The sequence below is a fragment of the Streptomyces longispororuber genome (assembly GCF_024448165.1).
GTDB classification, from domain to species: domain Bacteria; phylum Actinomycetota; class Actinomycetes; order Streptomycetales; family Streptomycetaceae; genus Streptomyces; species Streptomyces longispororuber_A.
The window spans coordinates 12,728-33,900 of the sequence record NZ_JAMOLN010000030.1; the positions used below are offsets into that span (position 1 = coordinate 12,728).

Annotated in this window: 16 protein-coding genes; 7 read left to right on the plus strand and 9 right to left on the minus strand. The window is 68.6% G+C overall.

Translation table 11 applies throughout. The features are described from left to right. Positions 1-59 precede the first annotated feature (59 nt). Both murJ and M4J07_RS11495 read right to left on the minus strand, forming a co-directional pair. A complete protein-coding gene (gene murJ, locus M4J07_RS11490) occupies positions 60-2,309 on the minus strand; it encodes a murein biosynthesis integral membrane protein MurJ (protein ID WP_255970644.1) in 2,250 nt (749 codons plus the stop codon). 45 nt (positions 2,310-2,354) lie between these two features. Next, positions 2,355-4,697, minus strand: coding sequence for a DUF6049 family protein (locus M4J07_RS11495; RefSeq protein ID WP_255970646.1), 2,343 nt, complete (start codon positions 4,695-4,697; stop codon positions 2,355-2,357). 221 nt (positions 4,698-4,918) lie between these two features. Between M4J07_RS11495 and M4J07_RS11500 the strand changes: the two genes are divergently transcribed. Continuing rightward, positions 4,919-6,391, plus strand: coding sequence for a CCA tRNA nucleotidyltransferase (locus tag M4J07_RS11500; RefSeq protein WP_255970648.1), 1,473 nt, complete (start codon positions 4,919-4,921; stop codon positions 6,389-6,391). 127 nt (positions 6,392-6,518) lie between these two features. Here M4J07_RS11500 and M4J07_RS11505 read toward each other — a convergent pair whose 3' ends face one another. The 3 genes from M4J07_RS11505 to M4J07_RS11515 form a co-directional block, all read right to left on the minus strand. After that, the gene (locus tag M4J07_RS11505) at positions 6,519-7,775 is read right to left on the minus strand and encodes an MFS transporter (protein WP_255970650.1); all 1,257 of its coding nucleotides are present in this window, start codon (positions 7,773-7,775) and stop codon (positions 6,519-6,521) included. A gap of 125 nt (positions 7,776-7,900) precedes the next feature. Next, complete coding sequence (locus tag M4J07_RS11510) at positions 7,901-8,983, minus strand: inositol-3-phosphate synthase (protein ID WP_255970652.1); 1,083 nt, start codon at positions 8,981-8,983, stop codon at positions 7,901-7,903. 43 nt (positions 8,984-9,026) lie between these two features. Continuing rightward, positions 9,027-9,707 carry a PadR family transcriptional regulator gene (locus tag M4J07_RS11515; RefSeq protein WP_255970654.1) on the minus strand — a complete coding sequence of 227 codons (681 nt, stop codon included), beginning with the start codon at positions 9,705-9,707 and terminating at the stop codon, positions 9,027-9,029. A gap of 370 nt (positions 9,708-10,077) precedes the next feature. Here M4J07_RS11515 and M4J07_RS11520 point away from each other — a divergent pair, with 370 nt between their 5' ends. After that, the gene (locus M4J07_RS11520) at positions 10,078-12,831 is read left to right on the plus strand and encodes a transglycosylase domain-containing protein (protein WP_255970656.1); all 2,754 of its coding nucleotides are present in this window, start codon (positions 10,078-10,080) and stop codon (positions 12,829-12,831) included. 120 nt (positions 12,832-12,951) lie between these two features. Beyond that, positions 12,952-14,481 (plus strand): glycosyltransferase family 87 protein, encoded by a 1,530-nt coding sequence (locus M4J07_RS11525; RefSeq protein WP_255970729.1) that lies wholly within the window; start codon positions 12,952-12,954, stop codon positions 14,479-14,481. A gap of 92 nt (positions 14,482-14,573) precedes the next feature. On the opposite strand, the gene M4J07_RS11530 is transcribed toward M4J07_RS11525, so the two are convergent. The 3 genes from M4J07_RS11530 to M4J07_RS11540 all read right to left on the minus strand — a co-directional run bounded on the left by M4J07_RS11530 (position 14,574) and on the right by M4J07_RS11540 (position 17,323). Then, positions 14,574-15,605, minus strand: coding sequence for an alanine racemase (locus M4J07_RS11530; RefSeq protein WP_255970658.1), 1,032 nt, complete (start codon positions 15,603-15,605; stop codon positions 14,574-14,576). Between the two features lie 146 nt (positions 15,606-15,751). After that, on the minus strand, positions 15,752-16,873 hold the full coding sequence (femX, locus tag M4J07_RS11535) for a peptidoglycan bridge formation glycyltransferase FemX (protein ID WP_255970660.1): 1,122 nt from the start codon (positions 16,871-16,873) through the stop codon (positions 15,752-15,754). Between the two features lie 129 nt (positions 16,874-17,002). Further along, on the minus strand, positions 17,003-17,323 hold the full coding sequence (locus M4J07_RS11540) for a hypothetical protein (protein ID WP_255970662.1): 321 nt from the start codon (positions 17,321-17,323) through the stop codon (positions 17,003-17,005). Positions 17,324-17,611: 288 nt separating this feature from the next. On the opposite strand from M4J07_RS11540, the gene rpsF reads away from it, so the two are divergent. The 4 genes from rpsF to rplI all read left to right on the plus strand — a co-directional run bounded on the left by rpsF (position 17,612) and on the right by rplI (position 19,351). Next, positions 17,612-17,902, plus strand: a complete 291-nt coding sequence (gene rpsF, locus M4J07_RS11545) for a 30S ribosomal protein S6 (protein WP_037615007.1) — start codon at positions 17,612-17,614, stop codon at positions 17,900-17,902. A 72-nt stretch (positions 17,903-17,974) separates the two neighbouring features. After that, complete coding sequence (locus tag M4J07_RS11550) at positions 17,975-18,586, plus strand: single-stranded DNA-binding protein (RefSeq protein ID WP_255970666.1); 612 nt, start codon at positions 17,975-17,977, stop codon at positions 18,584-18,586. Positions 18,587-18,649: 63 nt separating this feature from the next. Then, positions 18,650-18,886, plus strand: a complete 237-nt coding sequence (gene rpsR, locus M4J07_RS11555; protein ID WP_003949403.1) for a 30S ribosomal protein S18 — start codon at positions 18,650-18,652, stop codon at positions 18,884-18,886. Between the two features lie 18 nt (positions 18,887-18,904). Continuing rightward, positions 18,905-19,351 (plus strand): 50S ribosomal protein L9, encoded by a 447-nt coding sequence (gene rplI / locus M4J07_RS11560; protein WP_018529699.1) that lies wholly within the window; start codon positions 18,905-18,907, stop codon positions 19,349-19,351. A gap of 117 nt (positions 19,352-19,468) precedes the next feature. Here rplI and M4J07_RS11565 read toward each other — a convergent pair whose 3' ends face one another. After that, complete coding sequence (locus M4J07_RS11565) at positions 19,469-20,806, minus strand: MATE family efflux transporter (protein WP_255970668.1); 1,338 nt, start codon at positions 20,804-20,806, stop codon at positions 19,469-19,471. Positions 20,807-21,173: the final 367 nt, after the last annotated feature.

Genomic DNA, 21,173 nt, shown 5'->3' on the forward strand with positions numbered 1-21,173 from the left:
GTCCGGCGCTATGCACGACACGCGGTAGCCGCCGATGGTTGCACGCACTTCCGGTCGGATCACCGGCCGAGACGGCCACGCACCATTCCGACCATCGAATTGAGCTCCTCGATCCTCATCTTCCGGGCCGCCACGTAGAAGACTCCCAGCAGCACCGCACCTCCGACGACCAGTGCCGCGATCGATCCGACCGCGCCGTGGCCGAGGGCCTTCGTGAGCGCGTACCCGATTCCGCCGCCGATCACCGCGGCAGGCACGGACGCGAGGCAGAGGCGGGCGTACGTACGCACGACGTTCGGGCCGTCCAGGTCGCCCCCGAGCCGCTTGCCCAGCCGCTTCCATGCGACGCCGACACCGATCGCGTACGCGAGACCGTACGAGAAGGCCATGCCGACGACCGCCCACCGGGCGGGCAGGATGGCGTAGCAGACGGCCGAGGCGGCGGCGTTGACCGCGGCGACGATGACCGTGTTGTAGAAGGGCGTCCGAGTGTCCTCGTACGCGTAGAAGCCGCGCAGCACCACGTACTGCACGGAGAACGGGATGAGGCCGAGTCCGAACGCCATGAGGATGTAGCCCATGGACTGGGCGGCCTCGGTGCCGCTGGAGCCGAACAGCAGGGTGCACATCGGGACGCCGAGCGCCACGAACATGAAGGCGACGGGGACGATGGCCACCGCCGAGGTCCGCAGACCCGAGGAGATGTCGTCGCGGACCGCTCCGGGGTCGCCGTCGTGCGCGGACCGCGAGATGCGCGGCAGCATCGCCGCCATGACCGAGACGGTGATGATCGCCTGCGGCATGCCCCAGATCAGCTGGGCGTTGGAGTAGCCCAGGATGCCGGTGCCCTTGACCGGGGACGCCTCGCCCGCCGCTGTGGCGAGCTGGGTGACGACGATGACGCCGGCCTGGTTGGCGAGGACGAACAGCACGGTCCACTTGGCGAGCTTCACGGCCTTGCCCAGGCCGTGGCCCTTCCAGTCGAAGCGGAGACGGAAGCGGAAGCCGGTCTCGCGCAGGTACGGGATCATCGCCAGCGCCTGCACGGTCAGACCGAGCAGCGTGCCGATGCCGAGCAGGCGGACGCCGTCGTCCGGGATCGTCTTCACGCCCATGTGGGTCTCGGCCGCGGTGCCGTAGACCCAGATGAACATGCCGAACGTGAAGATCATGACGATGTTGTTCAGGACCGGGGTCCACATCATCGCGCCGAACTTGCCGCGGGCGTTCAGGATCTGGCCCATGACCACGTGCACACCCATGAAGAAGATCGTGGGCAGGCAGTAGCGGGCGAAGGTGACGCCGACACTGTCGGCGTCCGGGTTGTTCGAGACCGTGCTCGACATCAGGTTGATCAGCAGAGGTGCGGCGACGACGACGATCACGACGATCGCCGCGAGGGCCACCATGACGAGCGTCAGCAGCCGGTTCGCGTACGCCTCGCCGCCGTCCTCGTCCTCCTTCATGGAACGGACGAGCTGCGGCACGAACACGGAGTTCAGACCGCCGCCGACGGTCAGGATGTAGATCATCGTCGGCAGCGTGTACGCGACGGTCCAGGTGTCACCGAGCAGTCCGGCGCCGAGCGCCGCGGTGATCACCATGGTGCGGACGAAGCCGGTGAGGCGGGAGACGAGCGTGCCCGCCGCCATCACCGCGCTCGACTTCATCAGGCTGGAGGCCCGGCCGCCCTTCTTCGCGGGCGCCGGGGCGGGCGCCGCTGCCGGCGGAGGCACCGGCACGGGGGCCTGACCGAGGAACTGGGTCGGGTCGTCCACCGGCTGCTCCACCGGGGCGCGACCGCTGCCGTAGCCGGGCTGCTGGTCGCGGAAGAGGTGGGCGAAGGCGTCCGGCTCGTGGCGCTCCTCGCTCGCCTGCGTCACGAGGTCGTCGACGCCCACGAACTGCGTCGTCCGCGCGTCGTCGCCGTACGGCAGGTACTGGGTGGCGCCGTCCGGCTCCGGCGCGGGCGTCTGCGCCCACACCCGCGGGTCCGGCTGGTACTGGTTCGCGGGCGGCGGAGCGTAGAGCGGCTGCTGTTGCTGGTACGTGCCCGGGGGCGGCGGCGGATGCGCGGCGCGGTCGTACAGCGCCTCGGTCACCGGGTCCTGGGCGGCCAGGTCGTTGGCCCGGTACGGGTCCTGGTCGTAGGCGTCCTGGAGGTACGCGTCCTGCGGATACGCGTCGGGCGCGGGCTGGGGCGGCGGGACCTGCCCGCCGGCCCCGTGCGAGCCGGCGTACGGGTGGCCATCGCCCGAGGCAGAGCCGCCCGAGCCCTGGCCACGGTCACCGTCGTACGGCGCGTTCATGGATACCCCACCTCATCGTCCCCGGCCCACCGGCCACGACATCGCTCAACGGTCCACTCTCTCACCCGTCCCCGACGGGGCCGTGCTTTCGGAGGAGGTGTCAGCCGTCGGGTCACTCGGCTGCTGCGGAACGTCTGCCCGGGCGGTGGGAGCCGACTCGTCCTCCGGCGCGGGCTCCGCCGCAGCCTCCGAGTCGCTGTCCGGGGCGTCCTCGCCGGCCTTGGCCGCCTTGTCGGCGGCGGCCCGCTTGCGCTGCGTGTACATCCGGAACCCGGCCAGGACCAGCAGCAGGACTCCGCCGGCGATGACGAGCATCACGGTCGGCGTGACCTCGTTGGCATCCACCTGGAAGGACACCTCCTGGCCGTAGGCGTCACCGTCCTGGGTGAAGAGCTGGGCGTGGACCGTGACCGGGCCGGTCGCCTTGGCCGTGGTGGTGAACTTCACGGACTGGCTGTGGCCGCTGGCGATCTTCACCGGCTGGTCCTGGAACGTCTCGCCGTTGATCTTGAGGCGGGTGCCGTTGCCGGAGGTGAGGCGCAGCGTCAGGTGGTCGACGTCCTGCCACAGGTTGTTCTGCACCGACACCGGGATGGTGGCGCTGCGACCGGAGAGCTTCACCTCGGACTTCTCGATCAGCATCACCTGATCGGTGAGGCCGCGCAGATAGCTGGAGACCCCGTCCCGGAAGGTCGTCGCCGTGCCGGTCCGGCCCCGCCACGACGTGGACACCTCGCGGTCCATCGCCCGGCCGAACGGAGTCACCACGCGCGACTTGTCGGTGAGGATGACCTTGAAGTTCTCGAGGTCGCTCTCGGTGGCCGCGATCTGCTCGAAGGCGGGCGGCTTCAGCTCCTGCTTGCGGAGGTACGCCGGATAGGAGCGCGGCACGCGGGTCGTGGCGCCCGGGTCGGGCTTGGCCTTGGCGGCGGCGGCCAGGCTCTGGGGCTGCGACCAGGTGCCGCTCTGCAGGATGCCCACCGCCTCGGCCATCGTCTGGGCCTGGCTCGCCGTGGGCATCCGCTGCGGGGCCACGACGACGCTGCGCTGCTTGTCCGTCTGCAGGTCGAACATGAGGCTCTGGGCGAGGAACTCCTGCACGGCGAGCGTGGACCTCTCGGCGCCCGTCATGTCGCCCTGGAACGCCGTCGACAGCCGTGCGTCGGCGACCACGGCCGTGGCCCCGCCGCCGATGGGGCGCGCGGCGGACGGGGTGTACGTGAGGGTGCCCGTCTCCCGGAGGCTGTCGCTGCGCGCGATGATCTTGTCCGCGCCCGCCGACGTCGCGACCTTGACGATGTCGGGGTCGACGGCGCCGTCGGCGGGCCAGGCGTACGAGGTGTCCGGCTTCACGTGGAGGATCGTGTCCACGGTCTTCTCGGCGGCGTCCGTGGCGTTCTTGAGGTGGCCGAGGGAGCCGGAGATCTTCGTGCCGCTGTGGGCGAGGGAGGCCAGGTCCGGGTCCGCGAACGGCAGCGTGACCACCTTCTGGCCCTGCACCGCGGTCTCCAGTTCGCTCAGCCACGCCTTGGCCGTCGACTGGTCCTTGCCGGACGTGAGCTTTCCGTCCACTTCCTTGATCTTGTACGACTCCGTCATCGCGTCGACGGAGGCCAGCAGGTCGGGGTCGATCACCCAGGTGACGTCGAGTTCGCTGCCGAGCTCCAGCATCCGCTGGAGGCGGCCGCCGGCGCCGATCTGCTCGGCCAGGCTGTCGTCGTTGAAGACGGGCGTCTGCTCTTCGTTCGTGCCCGTCTCGGCCGTCAGATGGGTGCTGGAGATCAGCGGCCACAGCACCGTGGTCTTCGTCCGGGGGCCGGCGCCGTCGGGCTGCCAGGGAAGGAAGCTCCGCTGGATGCCCAGCGTCTGCAGGTACGGCTGCGCGGCCGTCTGGCCCATGAGGGCGACGCTGATCTGGTAGACGCCCTCGGACCCGAGCTGCAGCGCCTTCGCCGGGACGGAGAGCGTGAAGTCCTGCTGCGCGCCGGGCGCGAGCGTGGGGACCTTCTTGGCGTACTTGCCGCCGATCTCCCGGCCGCTGGGCGTGCCGCCCGTGCTGCTCTTCGCGTCGGCGTCGATCTGGGAGCGGCCGCCGTAGGACGTGCCGACGCGCAGGGCCATGTGCGCGCCGGTGACGGCCTGCTTGCCGTTGTTGGTGATCCGGCCCTTGACGGTGAGCGTGTCACTCTCGCTCGGCGCGCCGGGCGAGAGCTCGTTCACCGCGACGTCGACCGTGGTCGTGCCCGTCGCGGCGGCGGTGGCCGCGGACGGTGCCGAGGCATGGGCGGGAGTGGCTCCGGACAGCAGGGGGAGCGCCGCCACGAGCGGCGCCGCGGCGAGCAGGGCTCCCGCGTGCCGCAGCAGTCGGCGGGCAGGTGAGGGACTCATCCCTGGGAAGTCTGCCGCCTCGGCCACGCGCTCGTCCGTCCCTCGTCGTCGTCAGTGGTCGCAGATGTGTCCACGCATGGTAACGAGGAGCACTGTGGCTGAGTGCCCGGGTCTGCCTCACAAGATCGTGGAGCCAGGGTAGGGGGCCGCCCGGACGGTCCGGGCGGTGGCCCGGCAAACGGTTCGGTGCGGGCCGCCCGGGCCACGTACCCTGTCCTGTTGTGCCGAACGCCAATGAAGACAACCCCAGTGCCCTGAGCCAGGTGCAGCGTCTCGCGGTCAGCGAGCTGCTGCGGGTCTCGCCTGTCGCGGACGATCTCGCCCGCCGATTCCAGGAGGCCGGGTTCTCTCTCGCCCTGGTCGGCGGTTCGGTCCGGGACGCACTGCTCGGCCGCCTCGGCAACGACCTGGACTTCACCACCGATGCCCGCCCCGACGACGTACTGAAGATCGTGCGCCCGTGGGCCGACGCGGTCTGGGAGGTCGGGATCGCGTTCGGCACCGTCGGCTGCCAGAAGGACGCCCGCGTCGACGGCGTCGACCAGAGCTTCCAGGTCGAGGTCACGACGTACCGCTCCGAGGCCTACGACAGGACCTCGCGCAAGCCCGAGGTGTCCTACGGCGATTCGATCGAGGAAGACCTCGTCCGTCGCGACTTCACCGTGAACGCGATGGCCGTCGCGCTCCCGGAGAAGGACTTCATCGACCCGCACGGCGGCCTGGACGACCTCGCCGAGAAGGTCCTGCGCACGCCCGGCACCCCCGAGGACTCGTTCTCGGACGACCCGCTGCGGATGATGAGGGCCGCCCGGTTCGCCGCGCAGCTGGACTTCGAGGTCGCTCCCGAGGTCGTCGCGGCGATGAAGGCGATGTCCGGCCGCATCGAGATCGTCTCGGCGGAGCGCGTCCGGGACGAGCTGAACAAGCTGATCCTCTCCGCGCACCCGCGCAAGGGGCTCACCCTGCTCGTCGACACGGGCCTCGCCGACCACGTCCTGCCCGAGCTGCCCGCCCTGCGTCTGGAGCGCGACGAGCACCACCGGCACAAGGACGTCTACGACCACACGCTGATCGTCCTGGAGCAGGCGATGGCGCTGGAGACCGAGGGTCCCGACCTGACGCTGCGCCTCGCGGCGCTGCTGCACGACATCGGCAAGCCGCGCACGCGCCGCTTCGAGAAGGACGGCCGCGTCTCCTTCCACCACCACGAGGTGGTCGGCGCGAAGATGACGAAGAAGCGCATGACCGCGCTCAAGTACTCCAACGAACTGGTGAAGGACGTCTCGCGCCTGGTCGAGCTGCACCTGCGCTTCCACGGCTACGGCACCGGTGAGTGGACGGACTCCGCTGTGCGTCGCTACGTACGCGATGCGGGACCGCTCCTGGGCCGGCTGCACAAGCTGACCCGCTCCGACTGCACGACGCGCAACAAGCGGAAGGCCAATGCCCTCTCGCGGGCGTACGACGGCCTTGAGGAGCGCATCGAGCGGTTGCAGGAGCAGGAGGAGCTGGACTCGATCCGGCCCGACCTGGACGGCAACCAGATCATGGAGGTCCTGGACGTGACGCCGGGGCCGGTGATCGGTCAGGCGTACAAGTTCCTGCTGGAGCTGCGTCTGGAGAACGGACCGATGGAGTACGACGCGGCGGTGGCGGCGCTCAAGGAGTGGTGGGCCGCCCGCGCGCAGGACTGACGCCCACGTCATCACTCGGGGCTCTGTTTCACGTGAAACAGAGCCCCGAGTCGCGTCTGAGTGGCCCGACCGGGAGGCAATGTTTCACGTGAAACATTGCCTCCGCGCACCGACCGTGCGGCGACGCCTAGCGCGTGGGGAAGCGGGACACGGCCAATGCGACCGCTCCGTAGAGAGCGGCCACCAGGACCACGAGCTGGATCGAGCGGCCGTCCGGCGGCAGCATCAGGGCCGCCACTCCGGCCGCGCCGACGAACGAGACGTTGAACAGCACGTCGTAGACGGAGAAGATCCTGCCGCGGAAGCCGTCGTCGACGGACGACTGCACGACCGTGTCCGTGGCGATCTTCGCGCCCTGGGTGGTGAGGCCGAGGACGAAGGCGGCCACCATGATCGGCGCGGGCTCGAAGGTGAGCCCCAGGGCCAGCTCCAGGACCGCCGCGACGCCGGCGCAGATCATGATCCAGCCGCCGGCTCCGAAGCGCCCGACGGCGGCCGGTGTGATGGCTGCTGCCACGAAGAAGCCGGCACCCGAGATGCCCACGGCGAGACCGAGCAGGGCCAGGCCTTCGGACTCCGTCGACGACCAGGCGTACCGGCAGAGCATCAGCACCATGACCAGAAGGGCGCCGTAGCAGAACCGCATCACCGTTATCGCGGCCAGCGCGCGTGTGGCCGTCGGCCGGGCGGTGAGGTGGCGGACACCGGAGAGCAGTCCCTGTGCGGTGCCCGCCAGCGCGGCCCGCAGCCGGGGCTGCACCAACTCGGGATCCGGGCCGAGGAGCTGTACGTCCATCCGCAGGGACGCGAGTGCCGCACAGAGATAGAGGAAGGCGCCGAGCAGAACGACCGCCGCGTCGGAGTCCGAGGCGACCAGCCGGACACCGAAGGCGAGGCCGCCGCCCAGCGTCGCGGCGAGGGTCCCCGCGGTCGGTGAGAGCGAGTTCGCCATGACGAGACGGTCGGCGTCCACGACCCGTGGCAGCGCGGCCGAGAGGCCCGACAGGACGAAACGATTGACCGCGGTCACACAGAGGGCCGATGCGTAGAAGAGCCAGTCCGGTGCGTGACTCAGCATGAGGACGGCCGTCACGGACGCCAGCAGGACCCGCAGGAGATTCCCGTAGAGGAAGACCTGGCGGCGCCGCCAGCGGTCGAGGAGGACGCCTGCGAACGGTCCGACGAGCGAGTACGGCAGCAGCAGGACGGCCATCGCCGAGGCGATCGCCCCCGGCGAGGTCTGCTTCTCCGGAGAGAAGACGACGTAGGTGGCGAGCGCGACCTGGTACACGCCGTCCGCGCCCTGGGAGAGCAGTCGCAGCGTGAGCAGGCGCCGGAAGTCACGCAGGCGCAGCAGTACACGCAGGTCACGGACGACAGCCATGAGGCACAGCCTCACATACGAGGAAGGCCCCTGGAACGCACGACGTGTGCGATCCAGGGGCCTCGACAACCCTCGGACGATCGGTGTTTCACGTGAAACACCGACGCGGCCCGGTCAGCGGGAGGTCAGCGCTCGACCTCGCCCTTGATGAACTTCTCGACGTTCTCGAAGGCCTCGTCGTCGAAGTACTGAACCGGCGGGGACTTCATGAAGTACGAGGACGCGGAGAGGATCGGGCCGCCGATGCCGCGGTCCTTGGCGATCTTCGCGGCGCGCACGGCGTCGATGATGACACCGGCCGAGTTCGGGGAGTCCCAGACCTCGAGCTTGTACTCAAGGTTCAGCGGGACCTCGCCGAAGGCGCGACCCTCGAGGCGGACGTACGCCCACTTGCGGTCGTCGAGCCACGCGACGTAGTCGGACGGGCCGATGTGGACGTTCTTGTCGCCCAGCTCGCGGTCGCGGATCTGCGAGGTGACGGCCTGCGTCTTCGAGATCTTCTTCGACTCGAGGCGGTCACGCTCGAGCATGTTCTTGAAGTCCATGTTGCCGCCGACGTTGAGCTGCATGGTGCGCTCAAGACGGACACCGCGGTCCTCGAACAGCTTCGCCATCACGCGGTGCGTGATGGTCGCGCCGACCTGCGACTTGATGTCGTCGCCGACGATCGGGACGCCCGCCTCGGTGAACTTGTCCGCCCACTCCTTGGTACCGGCGATGAAGACCGGCAGAGCGTTGACGAACGCGACCTTGGCGTCGATGGCGCACTGGGCGTAGAACTTCGCCGCGTCCTCGGAACCGACGGGCAGGTAGCAGACGAGAACGTCGACCTGCTTGTCCTTGAGGATCTGGACGACGTCGACGGGGGCCTCGGCGGACTCCTCGATCGTCTCGCGGTAGTACTTGCCCAGACCGTCGAGCGTGTGGCCACGCTGGACCTGGACGCCCGTGTTCGGGACGTCGCAGATCTTGATGGTGTTGTTCTCGGAGGCGCCGATGGCGTCCGCGAGGTCGAGGCCGACCTTCTTCGCGTCGACGTCGAACGCGGCGACGAACTCGACGTCGCCGACGTGGTAGTCGCCGAACTGGACGTGCATGAGGCCGGGGACCTTGGTCTCCGGGTCAGCGTCCTTGTAGAACTCGACGCCCTGCACCAGCGAGGCGGCGCAGTTGCCCACGCCGACGATGGCTACGCGAACCGAACCCATTCCGGTTGCTCCCTGTGTGTACTGGTGAAGTCCTGATCGGACTTCACGTGGCGGTGTCGTCGGACGGATCCGGCCGGGTGCTGTCCCGGTGCCGGGGCAGGCCGCCCGTCTCTCCAGATGTGTCCTGCTGAGCTGCGTCCCCCGGGCCCGACCGTCGCTGGTCGCGGCCCGCGCGCTCGCTCTCGATGAGCTCGTTCAGCCAGCGCACTTCGCGCTCCACGGACTCCATGCCGTGGCGCTGCAGCTCAAGCGTGTAGTCGTCCAGGCGCTCCCGGGTGCGGGCGAAGGAGAGGCGCATCTTCTCGAGGCGCTCCTCCAGCCGGCTGCGACGGCCCTCGAGGACACGCATCCGCACATCACGCGACGTCTGCCCGAAGAAGGCGAATCGCGCGGCGAAGTGCTCGTCCTCGTACGCATCGGGGCCGGTCTGCGAGAGCAGGTCCTCGAAGTGCTCCTTACCTTCCGCCGTCAACCGATAGACGATCTTGGCGCGACGCCCTGCGAGTGGTGTCGCCAGGGCATCGGCGGGATTGTTTCCCGACTCCTCGATCAACCAGCCGTTGGCGACCAGCGTCTTGAGGCAGGGGTACAGCGTCCCGTAACTGAAGGCTCGGAAGACGCCGAGCGACGTATTGAGTCGTTTGCGCAGCTCATAGCCGTGCATCGGGGACTCACGGAGCAGGCCGAGTACGGCGAACTCAAGGATGCCGGAGCGCCGGCTCATGTCGCCTCCTCACTGTCGCGGTCCCGTATATCGACTCTTTATGTCGTGCTGATGTATCGGCTCGATACATCTCGACGATAGAACGACCCTGCGACTGCGACAAGAGGGATCACGGTGAACGGCGTCACATCACCGATTCGTAGGAAGCAACTTGCCTGATTTGGGGTGAACTTCGGCCCTAGGAGGGTTTTGACGGTGCGTAGTCTGTCCGCCATGCAGACCACCGGGAACCGAGTGACGCCTGAGGACGTCGTCGTCCCCGGGGCAGTGCGGGTGAGTGCCGGACGAGGCGCATCCGTACTTCGGGGGGACCGGAAACCAGCCGCCGTCCAGGTGCGCGTGCCGCGCCTGCCCTAGGAGTAGTCGTTCGATGAGCGAGCACCGTCGCAAACCGCCGCCGCCGCAGGGTGGCGGGCGTGCCGCGGCCCGTCGCGGAGCATCCGGAGCGTCATCGGGCCGTCGCGCGGCACCGCGTGGCAGCACCGCTTCCCCCTCCGATTCCTACGGTGGCCCGAGTTCGTCGGGGTCGTCCGGGAGCGCGGGCGATGACCGTCAGTGGGGCGGCCGTGCCGAAGCGCGCCGCGCGGCCCAGCGCAGTACCAGCGGCAGCAGGCGCAGGGCGCCTGACGGCGGCGCCGGACGCGGTGGCGCCGGTGGCGGCGGCCGTCGTGGCGGCGGGGGCCCCGGGGGCCCGAACGGGCCGGGGCGCGGCCGGGGCCGCCCGGGGAAGAAGAAGTTCATCGATTACCCGCGTGCCTACAAGGACGGGTGGCGACGGTGGATGCCGTCCTGGCGTCTGGTGACGGGCGTGTGCGTCGGCTTCTTCGGGAGCCTGATGGTGGCGGCCGGCATCGCGTACGCGTTGGTGGACACGCCGAAGGAGGCCCTGACCGCCAAGGCGCAGAACAACGTCTACTACTGGGCCGACGGCAAGCAGATGATCGCGACCGGTGGTGAGACCAACCGGCAGATCATCAAGTACGAGGACATCCCGAAGTCCATGCGCTACGCCGTGATGTCGGCGGAGAACAAGACCTTCGAGACCGACAAGGGCGTCGACCCGATGGGTATCGCCCGTGCCGTGTTCAACATGGCCAAGGGCGGCGAGACCCAGGGCGGCTCGACCATCACGCAGCAGTACGTGAAGAACGCGATGCTGGACGATCAGTCGCAGACGGTCTCCCGAAAGTTCAAGGAGCTCCTCGTCTCCATAAAGGTCGGCCGCACGGTCGACAAGGACGTGGTCATGGCCGGGTACCTGAACACGGCCTACTACGGGCGTGGCGCCTACGGCATTCAGGCCGCGGCTCGTACCTACTTCGGCAAGGACGCCTCGGAACTCGACGCGAGCCAGTCCGCGTTCCTCGCGTCCGTGCTCAAGGGCGCCACGTACTACGACCCGGCGGGCTCGCCCGAGATCGACCCGGTCAACGCGACGGCGGCGAAGAACCGCCAGCGCGCCGAGGACCGCTGGAAGTGGATCCTCGACGAAGAGGTCAAGGACGGCCGCCTGTCGGCCTCGCAGCGGAGCGTCTTCGACAAGAAGGGCTTCCCGAAGCTGCAGAACCCTCGTACCAACGCGCAGCTCGGCGGTCAGATCGGTTACCTCGTCGACCTGGCCAAGGCGTACGTCATCAACAACAGCGACGGGCAGATCACTGCCGAGAAGCTGCAGCAGGGCGGCTACGAGATCCACACCACCTTCGACAGGCACAAGGTGAAGGAGCTCGAGGACGCGGTGAAGAAGGTCCGCAAGGAGAACCTCGACTCCAAGCGCAAGTTCAAGGGCGAGTACGTCGACAAGTACGTCCAGTTCGGTGGCGCTTCCGTGAGCCCCAAGGACGGGGCCATCCAGGCCATCTACGGCGGTGAGGACGCGACCAAGCACTTCACCAACAACGCCGACGTCACCGGTGCCCAGGTCGGTTCGACCTTCAAGCCGTTCGTGCTGGCCGCGGCCTTCAAGTACGGCGTGCGGGACCCGGACGGACTGCCGGACCAGGACGAGTCCGAGCGGACGATCGTCTCGCCGAAGAGCCTGTACAGCGGCAAGAACAAGCTCAAGATCGAGACGTACGACGGCGTGCCCTGGAAGAACCAGAAGGGCAAGGAGTGGCTGCAGACCAACGACGGCGGCGCCTCCTACAACCGGCCCAGCTTCCAGATCGACCTGCGTGAGGCGATGCGGGAGTCCGTCAACTCCGCGTACGTCCAGCTGGGCATGGACGTCGGCCTCGACAAGGTCAAGGAAGCCGCCCAGAGCGCCGGCATCCTCGAGGACAGCTTCGCCAGCGCCAACTTCCCGTCGTTCTCGCTCGGTACCTCCGACCCGAGCGCGATCCGGATGGCCGGTGCCTATGGGACCTTCGCGACCAGTGGCCAGCAGAACGACCCGTACTCGGTGAAGTCCGTCGACCATGAGGGCGAGACCGTCTACCGGCACGAGACGAAGCCCAAGCGTGCCTTCGACCCCCAGGTCGCCGACAACGTGACCGACGTGCTCAAGACCGTGGTCGACAAGGGAACGGGTACCAAGGCGCAGCTGCCGGGCCGGGACGTGGCCGGCAAGACCGGTACCACCGACGGCAACAAGTCCGCCTGGTTCGTCGGCTACACGAAGCAGCTGTCCACCGCGATCACGATGTACCGGATGGACGACAACGAGAAGGCCAAGGACCGCAAGTTCCTGGAGATGTACGGAACGGGTGGCCAGGACAAGATCCACGGTGCGTCGTTCCCGGCCGAGATCTGGCACGACTACATGTCCAAGGCGATGCAGGGCGCGAAGTACGAGTCCTTCCCGACGCCCGAGCCCATCGGCAAGGTGATCGGCGAGACTCCGAGCCCGACGCCGACCCCGTCGGCCACCGCGCCCCCGTCCTCGTCCGCTCCGCCCTCGCCGACCCCGAGCCAGTCGACGGCTGACCCTTCGCCGTCGACCAGCGAGAGCTGCAGCCAGTGGGACTGGAACTGCAACCAGAACGGCGGTGCGGCGAACGGCGGCACGGCGGACGGTGGAACGACGGACGGCGGAGTGACGTCGTCGCCGACGGCTACCGAGACCGACGGCAACGGAAACACCAGAGGGAACGGAAACGGAACCCTCTTCGGCGGAGGAGGCTGACCGGAGCAGCCGCAACGCTCCGTGTTTCACGTGAAACGCTGCGTGTTCCACGCCGATCGAGGGCCGTCGCACCGACCAGGTGCGGCGGCCCTCGCCGCGTTCTCAGCCGCGTACGGCAGGATGTGCGGCATGCCCAGTGCAGAGACGACACGAGCGAACCCGCAGCAGCCGGACCCCGTGCGGCCGACCAGAGAGGACGAGGTCGCGGAGGCCGGCAGCGAGTTCATCGGAGGCCCCATCGGACGGCGTGCCCTGCTCGGCCGCTCGTGGTGGACCCCGGTGCGCGTCATCGCGCTCGTCATGCTGGGCATGTTCGCGCTCGGCATGGTGCAGAAGTTCCCCTGCTACGACGGTGCCTGGTTCTACGGGGCGAGCTCCCAGTACACGCACGCGTGCTACTCGGACATCCCGCACCTCTACCAGGGGCGCGGGTTCGCCGACGGGCTCGTCCCATACTTCGACAAGCTGCCCGGCGACATGGACTACCTCGAATACCCGGTCCTCACCGGTGTGTTCATGGAGGTCGCCGCGTGGCTGACGCCCGGCAGCGGATCCATCCAGCACCAGGAGCAGGTGTACTGGATGGTCAATGCCGGGATGCTGATGATCTGCGCCGCGGTCATCGCCGTCTGCGTCGCCCGCACCCACCGCAGGCGCCCCTGGGACGGCCTCCTGGTGGCCCTGGCGCCCGCGTTCGCGCTGACCGCCACCATCAACTGGGATCTCTTCGCCGTGGCCCTCACAGCGGCCGCCATGCTGATGTGGTCGCGCGGGCGTGCCCTCGCCTTCGGCGTGCTGCTGGGACTCGCGACCGCCGCCAAGCTCTACCCCGTCCTGCTCCTCGGCCCGCTGTTCGTGCTGTGCTGGCGGGCGGGCAGGTGGCGGGCCTTCGGGGTCGCGACGCTCGGCGCGGCCGGTGCCTGGCTGGTCGTGAACCTGCCGGTGATGATCATGGCGCCGGACGGCTGGTCGAAGTTCTACACGTTCAGCCAGGAGCGCGGTGTCGACTTCGGCTCCTTCTGGCTGGTCATCTCCCAGCACATGGACTCACCGCTCGACACCGACGTCGTCAACACCCTGGCCACGGCCCTGATGGTGCTGGCCTGCCTGGGCGTCGCGGCCCTCGCGCTGACCGCCCCCCGCCGGCCGCGCTTCGCGCAGCTCGCGTTCCTGGTGGTCGCCGCCTTCATCCTCACCAACAAGGTCTACTCGCCGCAGTACGTCCTGTGGCTCATCCCGCTCGCCGCTCTGGCCCGCCCGAAGTGGCGGGACTTCCTGATCTGGCAGGCGTGCGAGGTCGCGTACTTCCTGGGGATCTGGCTGTACCTCGCGTACACGACCAGCGGCGACAAGCACCAGGGCCTGCCGACGGACGGGTACCAACTGGCCATCGCCGCCCATCTGCTGGGCACGCTGTACCTCTGCGCCGTCATCGTGCGGGACATCTGGATGCCCGACAGGGATGTCGTGCGGCGTTCCGGGGACGACGACCCGTCGGGCGGCGTCCTGGACGGCGCTGAGGACGTCTTCGTGCTCGGGTACGCGGCCCATCCCCCGCGGCACGCAGGCCACGGCGGCGAGCAGCCCCCGCCCGTGAACTGGGGCGCTGATCCCGGTGATTGGGGCAAGGACCCCGGACGTTCACTCTGAGCGAACCGGGCCCGTGACGGGAACGAAGAAGGGGCCGCGCACCTCCTGGATGCGCGGCCCCTTCTCTCATGCCCTGTGGATGGTGCTCCGGCTCAGCGGTCCACGATCCGGTCGAACTGCGTGGTGGTGTGCCGCAGATGGGCGACCAGTTCCTCGCCGACCTTCGGCTCGGCGGCGTCCGACGGCACGAAGAGGATCGACACCTGCATGTGCGGCGGTTCGGCGAACCAGCGCTGCTTGCCCGACCAGACGAACGGCGCGAGGTTCCGGTTCACCGTCGCGAGGCCGGCCCGGGCGACGCCCTTGGCGCGCGGCATGACGCCGTGCAGCGCCTTCGGGGCCTCCAGGCCCACACCGTGCGACGTACCGCCCGCCACGACCACCAGCCAGCCGTCGGAGGCGGCCTTCTGCTGGCGGTAGCCGAACCGGTCGCCCTTCGAGACGCGGGTGACGTCCAGGACGGCGCCGCGGTACTCGGTCGCCTCGTGGTCGCCCAGCCACAGCCGCGTGCCGATCCGGGCCCGGAAGCGGGTCTGAGGGAACTGCTGCTGCAGGCGCGCCAGTTCCTCGGCCTTGAGGTGGCTGACGAACATGGTGTGCAGCGGGAGGCGGGCCGCGCGCAGCCGGTCCATCCAGCCGATGACCTCCTCGACGGCGTCCGAGCCGTCGGTGCGGTCCAGCGGCAGGTGGATCGCGAAGCCCTCCAGGCGGACGTCCTGGATGGCGTGTGCGAGCTGCGGCAGGTCCTGCTCGCTCACCCCGTGCCGCTTCATCGAGGACATGACCTCGACGACGACGCGGGCGCCGACGAGGCCGTGCACGCCGTCGACGGAGGAGACGGAGCGGATGACGCGGTCGGGCAGCGGCACCGGCTCCTCGCCGCGCCGGAACGGGGTCAGGACCAGCAGATCACCGCTGAACCAGTCCTTGATCCGGGCGGCCTCGTACGTGGTCCCGACGGCGAGGATGTCGGAGCCCAGGCGGGTGGCCTCCTCCGCGAGCCGTTCGTGGCCGAAGCCGTAGCCGTTGCCCTTGCAGACGGGGACGAGCCCCGGAAACTGCTCGAGCACGTGCTTGTGGTGTGCCCGCCAGCGCGCGGTGTCGACGTAGAGCGTGAGCGCCATGGCCGGTCCCGGAACCTTTCTCGTGGCTGCGGTGTATCAGAGGTATGAAGAAACTTTGGAGCTACGTGAATTGTGCCGGGTCCGCGGCGAAAGCGGAGCAGGGAGTGCCGAGCCGAGTCGGTACGGGCCCCGTGCACGCCCAGCGGTCAGCGCCGCGACATGTAGATGTCGAGCGCCTTGTGCAGCAGCTTGTTGAGCGGGAAGTCCCATTCGCCCAGGTATTCGGCTGCCTCGCCACCCGTGCCGACCTTGAACTGGATCAGGCCGAAGAGGTGGTCCGTCTCGTCGAGCGAGTCGCTGATGCCGCGCAGGTCGTAGACCGTGGCGCCGAGCGCGTAGGAGTCGCGGAGCATCCGCCACTGCATCGCGTTCGAGGGCCGGACCTCGCGGCCGATGTTGTCGGAGGCGCCGTAGGAGTACCAGACGTGACCGCCGACGACGAGCATCGTGGCCGCCGAGAGGTTCACCCCGTTGTGGCGGGCGAAGTACAGCCGCATGCGGTTGGGGTCCTCGGTGTTGAGGGCCGTCCACATGCGCTGGAAGTACGAGAGCGGGCGCGGCCGGAAGTGGTCGCGCACGGCCGTGATCTCGTACAGCCGCTGCCACTCGGCGAGGTCCTGGTAGCCGCCCTGGACGACCTCGACACCGGCCTTCTCGGCCTTCTTGATGTTCCGGCGCCACAGCTGGTTGAAGTTCTTGTGGACCTCTTCCAGGGAGCGGTTCGCGAGCGGCACCTGGAAGACGTAGCGCGGCTGCACGTCGCCGAAGCCGGCGCCGCCGTCCTCGCCCTGCTGCCAGCCCATGCGGCGCAGCTTGTCGGCGACTTCAAAGGCCCGCGGCTCGATGAAGTCCGCCTCGATGTCGCGCAGGCGCTTCACGTCCGGGTCCTGGATGCCCTTCTTGATGGAAGCGGCTTCCCAGCGGCGGATGATCACCGGGGGGCCCATCTTCACGGAGAAGGCACCCTGCTGCTTCAGATGCGCGAGCATCGGGCGCAGCCAGTCGTCGAGGTTCGGCGCGTACCAGTTGATGACCGGACCCTCGGGCAGGTACGCGAGATACCGCTTGATCTTCGGCAGCTGGCGGTACAGCACGAGGCCCGCGCCGACCATCTCGCCGGTGCGGTCGTCGAACCAGCCCATGTTCTCGGAGCGCCACTCCGCCTTGACATCTGCCCATGCCGGGACCTGCATGTGGCTCGCCGCGGGCAGGCTCTGGATGTAGGCCAGATGCTGCTCTCGGCTGATGGTCCTCAGGGTCAGGCTCATTCGGGGCGCTCCTCGGGCTGGTGTGTCCCCATGGGTACAGGGGCTCCGGCTCTCGCGCCGAAGCCTACTGCGCCCTGCGAGCGCCCCGACTGGCCGTATGGGAGGTCGGGCTCCGAGGGGGGCCTGACCTCAGCCGATGACCCCTCCGAAAAGGCCTCCGTGGGCCATCCCGATGAAGAAGCCGACGGCCGAGGCCCCGAGGCCCAGGATCAGGCCGAAGCGTTCCCGGGTGGTCTCCGAGATGAACTGGCCGTAGGCGCCCGTCAGGATCCCGACCAGCCCGGCCCAGGAACTGAGGAGATGGAGCCCGCTCCAGATCGAGGTGATGATCGCGATCGCTCCGAGCACGACGGTCACGGCGAGCAGGGTGTCCGGAAGGGGATGGGCCTTGCCGTCCGTCGCGAAGAGGGACGACGAGGCCGTGCTGTTCGGTCGCATTACTTGTGCCATAGCGGCACCTCCTGCGGAAGGCGGCGCATCGTAGCGCCATACACACCCGATGTGTACAGATTGCGGTGCTCCGCTGTCGGATTTCAACCGGAAGCCGAGGTGCGGGTAGTCTGTACCGTCTGCATTGGTGTCTGCCCACGTCCCGACCAGGGACTGATACCCACTGATCTGCAGGGTTCTCCTCGCGAGACCCGGTTGTCAGTGGTGGCCGATACCGTTGCTCACGCATAACAACCCTCCTGCCACGGAACGACCGTGGCCGCTGAGTCCAAAGGAGGTGGGTTCCACATGCGTCACTACGAGGTGATGGTCATCCTCGACCCCGATCTGGAGGAGCGCGCCGTCGCCCCCCTGATCGAGAACTTCCTCTCCGTCGTCCGCGAGGGCGCCGGAAAGGTCGAGAAGGTCGACACCTGGGGCCGTCGTCGTCTCTCGTACGAGATCAAGAAGAAGCCTGAGGGCATCTACTCGGTCATCGACCTGCAGGCCGAGCCTGCGGTCGTCAAGGAGCTCGACCGCCAGATGAACCTGAACGAGTCGGTCCTCCGGACCAAGGTCCTCCGCCCCGAGACCCACTGAACCTCGCGGTTCAGTCCCTCGGGATTCGAGTAGCAGCAAGCAGTCCGCAGCAAACCCGCCGAGAGGTACCCCATGGCAGGCGAGACCGTCATCACGGTCGTCGGCAATCTTGTCGACGACCCCGAGCTGCGCTTCACCCCCTCCGGTGCGGCGGTCGCGAAGTTCCGTGTCGCGTCCACTCCCCGCACCTTCGACCGTCAGACGAATGAGTGGAAGGACGGCGAGAGCCTGTTCCTGACCTGCTCGGTCTGGCGTCAGGCGGCGGAGAACGTCGCGGAGTCGCTCCAGCGAGGCATGCGCGTCATCGTGCAGGGCCGGCTGAAGCAGCGGTCCTACGAGGACCGTGAGGGCGTCAAGCGCACGGTCTACGAGCTGGACGTCGAGGAAGTCGGTGCCAGCCTCCGCAGCGCCACGGCCAAGGTCACCAAGACCAGCGGCCGCGGTGGCCAGGGCGGTTACGGCGGCGGTGGCGGCGGCGGCCAGCAGGGCGGCGGCGGTGGCAGCTGGGGTGGAAACTCCGGCGGCTCCGGCGGCGGTCAGCAGGGCGGCGGCGGTGCTCCCGCCGACGACCCCTGGGCGACCGGTGCCCCTGCCGGCGGCGGCCAGCAGGGCGGCGGCGGTGGCGGCTGGGGCGGAAGCTCCGGCGGCTCCGGCGGCGGCTACTCGGACGAGCCCCCCTTCTAGGGATCACCGCCCTCCGGGGCTGGGCTCGTACCCCAAACTTCTTGATCACACAGGAGAAACACCATGGCGAAGCCGCCTGTGCGCAAGCCTAAGAAGAAGGTCTGCGCATTCTGCAAGGACAAGGTCACGTACGTGGACTACAAGGACACGAACATGCTGCGGAAGTTCATTTCCGACCGCGGCAAGATCCGTGCCCGCCGCGTGACCGGCAACTGCACGCAGCACCAGCGTGACGTCGCCACGGCCGTGAAGAACAGCCGTGAGATGGCGCTGCTGCCCTACACGTCCACCGCGCGATAAGGGAAGGGTGACCGAAAAATGAAGATCATCCTCACCCACGAGGTCTCCGGCCTCGGCACCGCCGGCGACGTCGTCGACGTCAAGGACGGGTACGCCCGCAACTACCTGGTCCCGCGTGGTTTCGCGATCCGCTGGACCAAGGGTGGCGAGCAGGACGTGGCGCAGATCCGCCGCGCCCGCAAGATCCACGAGATCGCGACCATCGAGCAGGCCAACGAGATCAAGGCCAAGCTCGAGGGTACGAAGGTCCGTCTGGCCGTCCGCTCCGGCGACGCCGGTCGTCTCTTCGGTTCCGTCACGCAGGCTGACGTCGCTTCGGCGATCGAGACCGCTGGTGGCCCGAAGGTCGACAAGCGCCGCGTCGAGCTGGGCTCGCCGATCAAGACGCTGGGCGCCCACGAGGCGACCGTGCGTCTGCACCCCGAGGTTGCCGCCAAGGTCAACGTCGAGGTCGTCGCTGCCTGAGCACTGCCCTGAGCAGCGCTGAAGCGATATGTGGGGCCGCACCCTTCGGGGTGCGGCCCCACATGCTTGTCGTCCGGTTTCACGGTGCGCCGTTTCACGTGAAACGGCACGCTTCGGTCAGCGGGTCGCTCCGGTGACTGCCCAGCGGCCCGAGCGGTACCGGACCCAGAGCGTCAGCATCCGCACCGCCATCATCAGCGTCATCGCTCCCCACAGGGCGGTGAGTCCACCGCCGAAGGTCGGTACGAGAAGTGCCACCGGGGTGAAGAACGCCAAGGTGACGAGCATGGCCCAGGCCAGGTAGGGGCCGTCGCCGGCGCCCATGAGGACGCCGTCGAGCACGAACACGATCCCGCAGATCGGCTGGGAGAGCGCCACGACGATCAGAGCGGGCAGCGCCGCGTCCTGTACGACCTGGTCGCTGGTGAACAACGGGACGAACAGTGGTCGCGTGACGATCACCAGAAGACCCAGGACCATGCCCGCCGCGATGCCCCACTGCACCATCCGACGGCAGACGTCGCGTGCGCTGTCGGCGTCATCGGCACCGAGATAGCGGCCGATGATGGCCTGGCCCGCGATCGCGATGGCGTCGAGCGCGAAGGCGAGCAGGTTCCAGAGGGACAGGACGATCTGGTACGCCGCCACGTCCGCGTCTCCGAGCCGGGCGGCGACGGCTGTCGCGATCATCAGGATCGCGCGGATCGAGAGGGTGCGGACGAGCAGAGGTGCTCCTGCTTGTGCACAGGCCCGGATACCTGCGGCGTCGGGGCGCAGAGAGGCACCGTGGCGTCGGGCTCCACGGACGACCACGACGAGGTAGACCACGGCCATGCCGATCTGGGCGATGACGGTGCCCCAGGCGGATCCTGCGATGCCGAGATCGGCGCCGTAGACGAGTCCTACGTTGAGGACGCCGTTGGCGACGAAGCCGGCTACGGCCACGTACAGCGGGGTCTTGGTGTTCTGCAGTCCGCGCAGGACGCCGGTCGCGGCCAGGACCACGAGCATCGCGGGGATGCCCAGGGCGGAGATCCGCAGATAGGTGATCGCGTACGGGGCGGCGGTGTCCGAGGCGCCGAAGAGGCTCACCAGGCCGGGGGCGGTGGGCAGGACGATCGCGATGACGGCGGCGCCCAGGAGCAGGGCGAGCCAGATGCCGTCCATGCCCTGCTGGATCGCGGCCCGCAGATCGCCTGCGCCGACCCGGCGGGCAACGGCCGCCGTGGTCGCGTAGGCGAGGAAGACGAAGACGCTGACCGCGGTCGTGAGGAGGGCCCCGGCGATGGCGAGACCCGCCAACTGGGCCGTGCCGAGATGGCCCACGATGGCGCTGTCGGCCATGAGGAAGAGGGGCTCGGCGACGAGCGCGCCGAAGGCCGGAACGGCGAGGGCGACGATCTCTCGGTCGTGCCGGCGACGAGCGGCCTTGGGAGTCGCGGGAGCCTGTGTCATGGGCACCAATCTAATCTTCCACAGGTAAGAGATGCAACGCTGCTGTGACCCTTACCTTGAGAGGTCTTGCGCGTGTTGCGTGAAGGCCTTCCCAAAGATCTTGGTCCGACTGGGGAAGTTTTTCTCCTGCACAGCCGGTGGACGGAAAAGGTGCAGGTCAGCATGGGTGCGTGGAAATGCTTGAGGGCTTGTTCACAGGGCTGTCCACCGAGCCGTGCACAGGTTTTCCCCGGTTCTCCACAGCGAGAGGCCCGTCGTCCACAGTGCCTGTGGATAACCAGATTGGCTGACGGTGCCCGCACGCCTACCGTGGTGCGGCGCCCACCGTGTCCTCCGCCCTCGGAAACCTCACAAAACCGACGCGTCA

Coding starts and splice junctions, on each gene's coding strand:
- murJ (WP_255970644.1), bottom strand. CDS start 2,309: ATGAACGCGCCGTACGACGGTGACCGTGGCCAGGGCTCGGGCGGCTCT.
- M4J07_RS11495 (WP_255970646.1), bottom strand. CDS start 4,697: ATGAGTCCCTCACCTGCCCGCCGACTGCTGCGGCACGCGGGAGCCCTG.
- M4J07_RS11505 (WP_255970650.1), bottom strand. CDS start 7,775: ATGGCTGTCGTCCGTGACCTGCGTGTACTGCTGCGCCTGCGTGACTTC.
- M4J07_RS11510 (WP_255970652.1), bottom strand. CDS start 8,983: ATGGGTTCGGTTCGCGTAGCCATCGTCGGCGTGGGCAACTGCGCCGCC.
- M4J07_RS11515 (WP_255970654.1), bottom strand. CDS start 9,707: ATGAGCCGGCGCTCCGGCATCCTTGAGTTCGCCGTACTCGGCCTGCTC.
- M4J07_RS11520 (WP_255970656.1), top strand. CDS start 10,078: ATGAGCGAGCACCGTCGCAAACCGCCGCCGCCGCAGGGTGGCGGGCGT.
- M4J07_RS11525 (WP_255970729.1), top strand. CDS start 12,952: ATGTGCGGCATGCCCAGTGCAGAGACGACACGAGCGAACCCGCAGCAG.
- M4J07_RS11530 (WP_255970658.1), bottom strand. CDS start 15,605: ATGGCGCTCACGCTCTACGTCGACACCGCGCGCTGGCGGGCACACCAC.
- femX (WP_255970660.1), bottom strand. CDS start 16,873: ATGAGCCTGACCCTGAGGACCATCAGCCGAGAGCAGCATCTGGCCTAC.
- M4J07_RS11540 (WP_255970662.1), bottom strand. CDS start 17,323: ATGGCACAAGTAATGCGACCGAACAGCACGGCCTCGTCGTCCCTCTTC.
- rpsF (WP_037615007.1), top strand. CDS start 17,612: ATGCGTCACTACGAGGTGATGGTCATCCTCGACCCCGATCTGGAGGAG.
- M4J07_RS11550 (WP_255970666.1), top strand. CDS start 17,975: ATGGCAGGCGAGACCGTCATCACGGTCGTCGGCAATCTTGTCGACGAC.
- rpsR (WP_003949403.1), top strand. CDS start 18,650: ATGGCGAAGCCGCCTGTGCGCAAGCCTAAGAAGAAGGTCTGCGCATTC.
- rplI (WP_018529699.1), top strand. CDS start 18,905: ATGAAGATCATCCTCACCCACGAGGTCTCCGGCCTCGGCACCGCCGGC.
- M4J07_RS11565 (WP_255970668.1), bottom strand. CDS start 20,806: ATGACACAGGCTCCCGCGACTCCCAAGGCCGCTCGTCGCCGGCACGAC.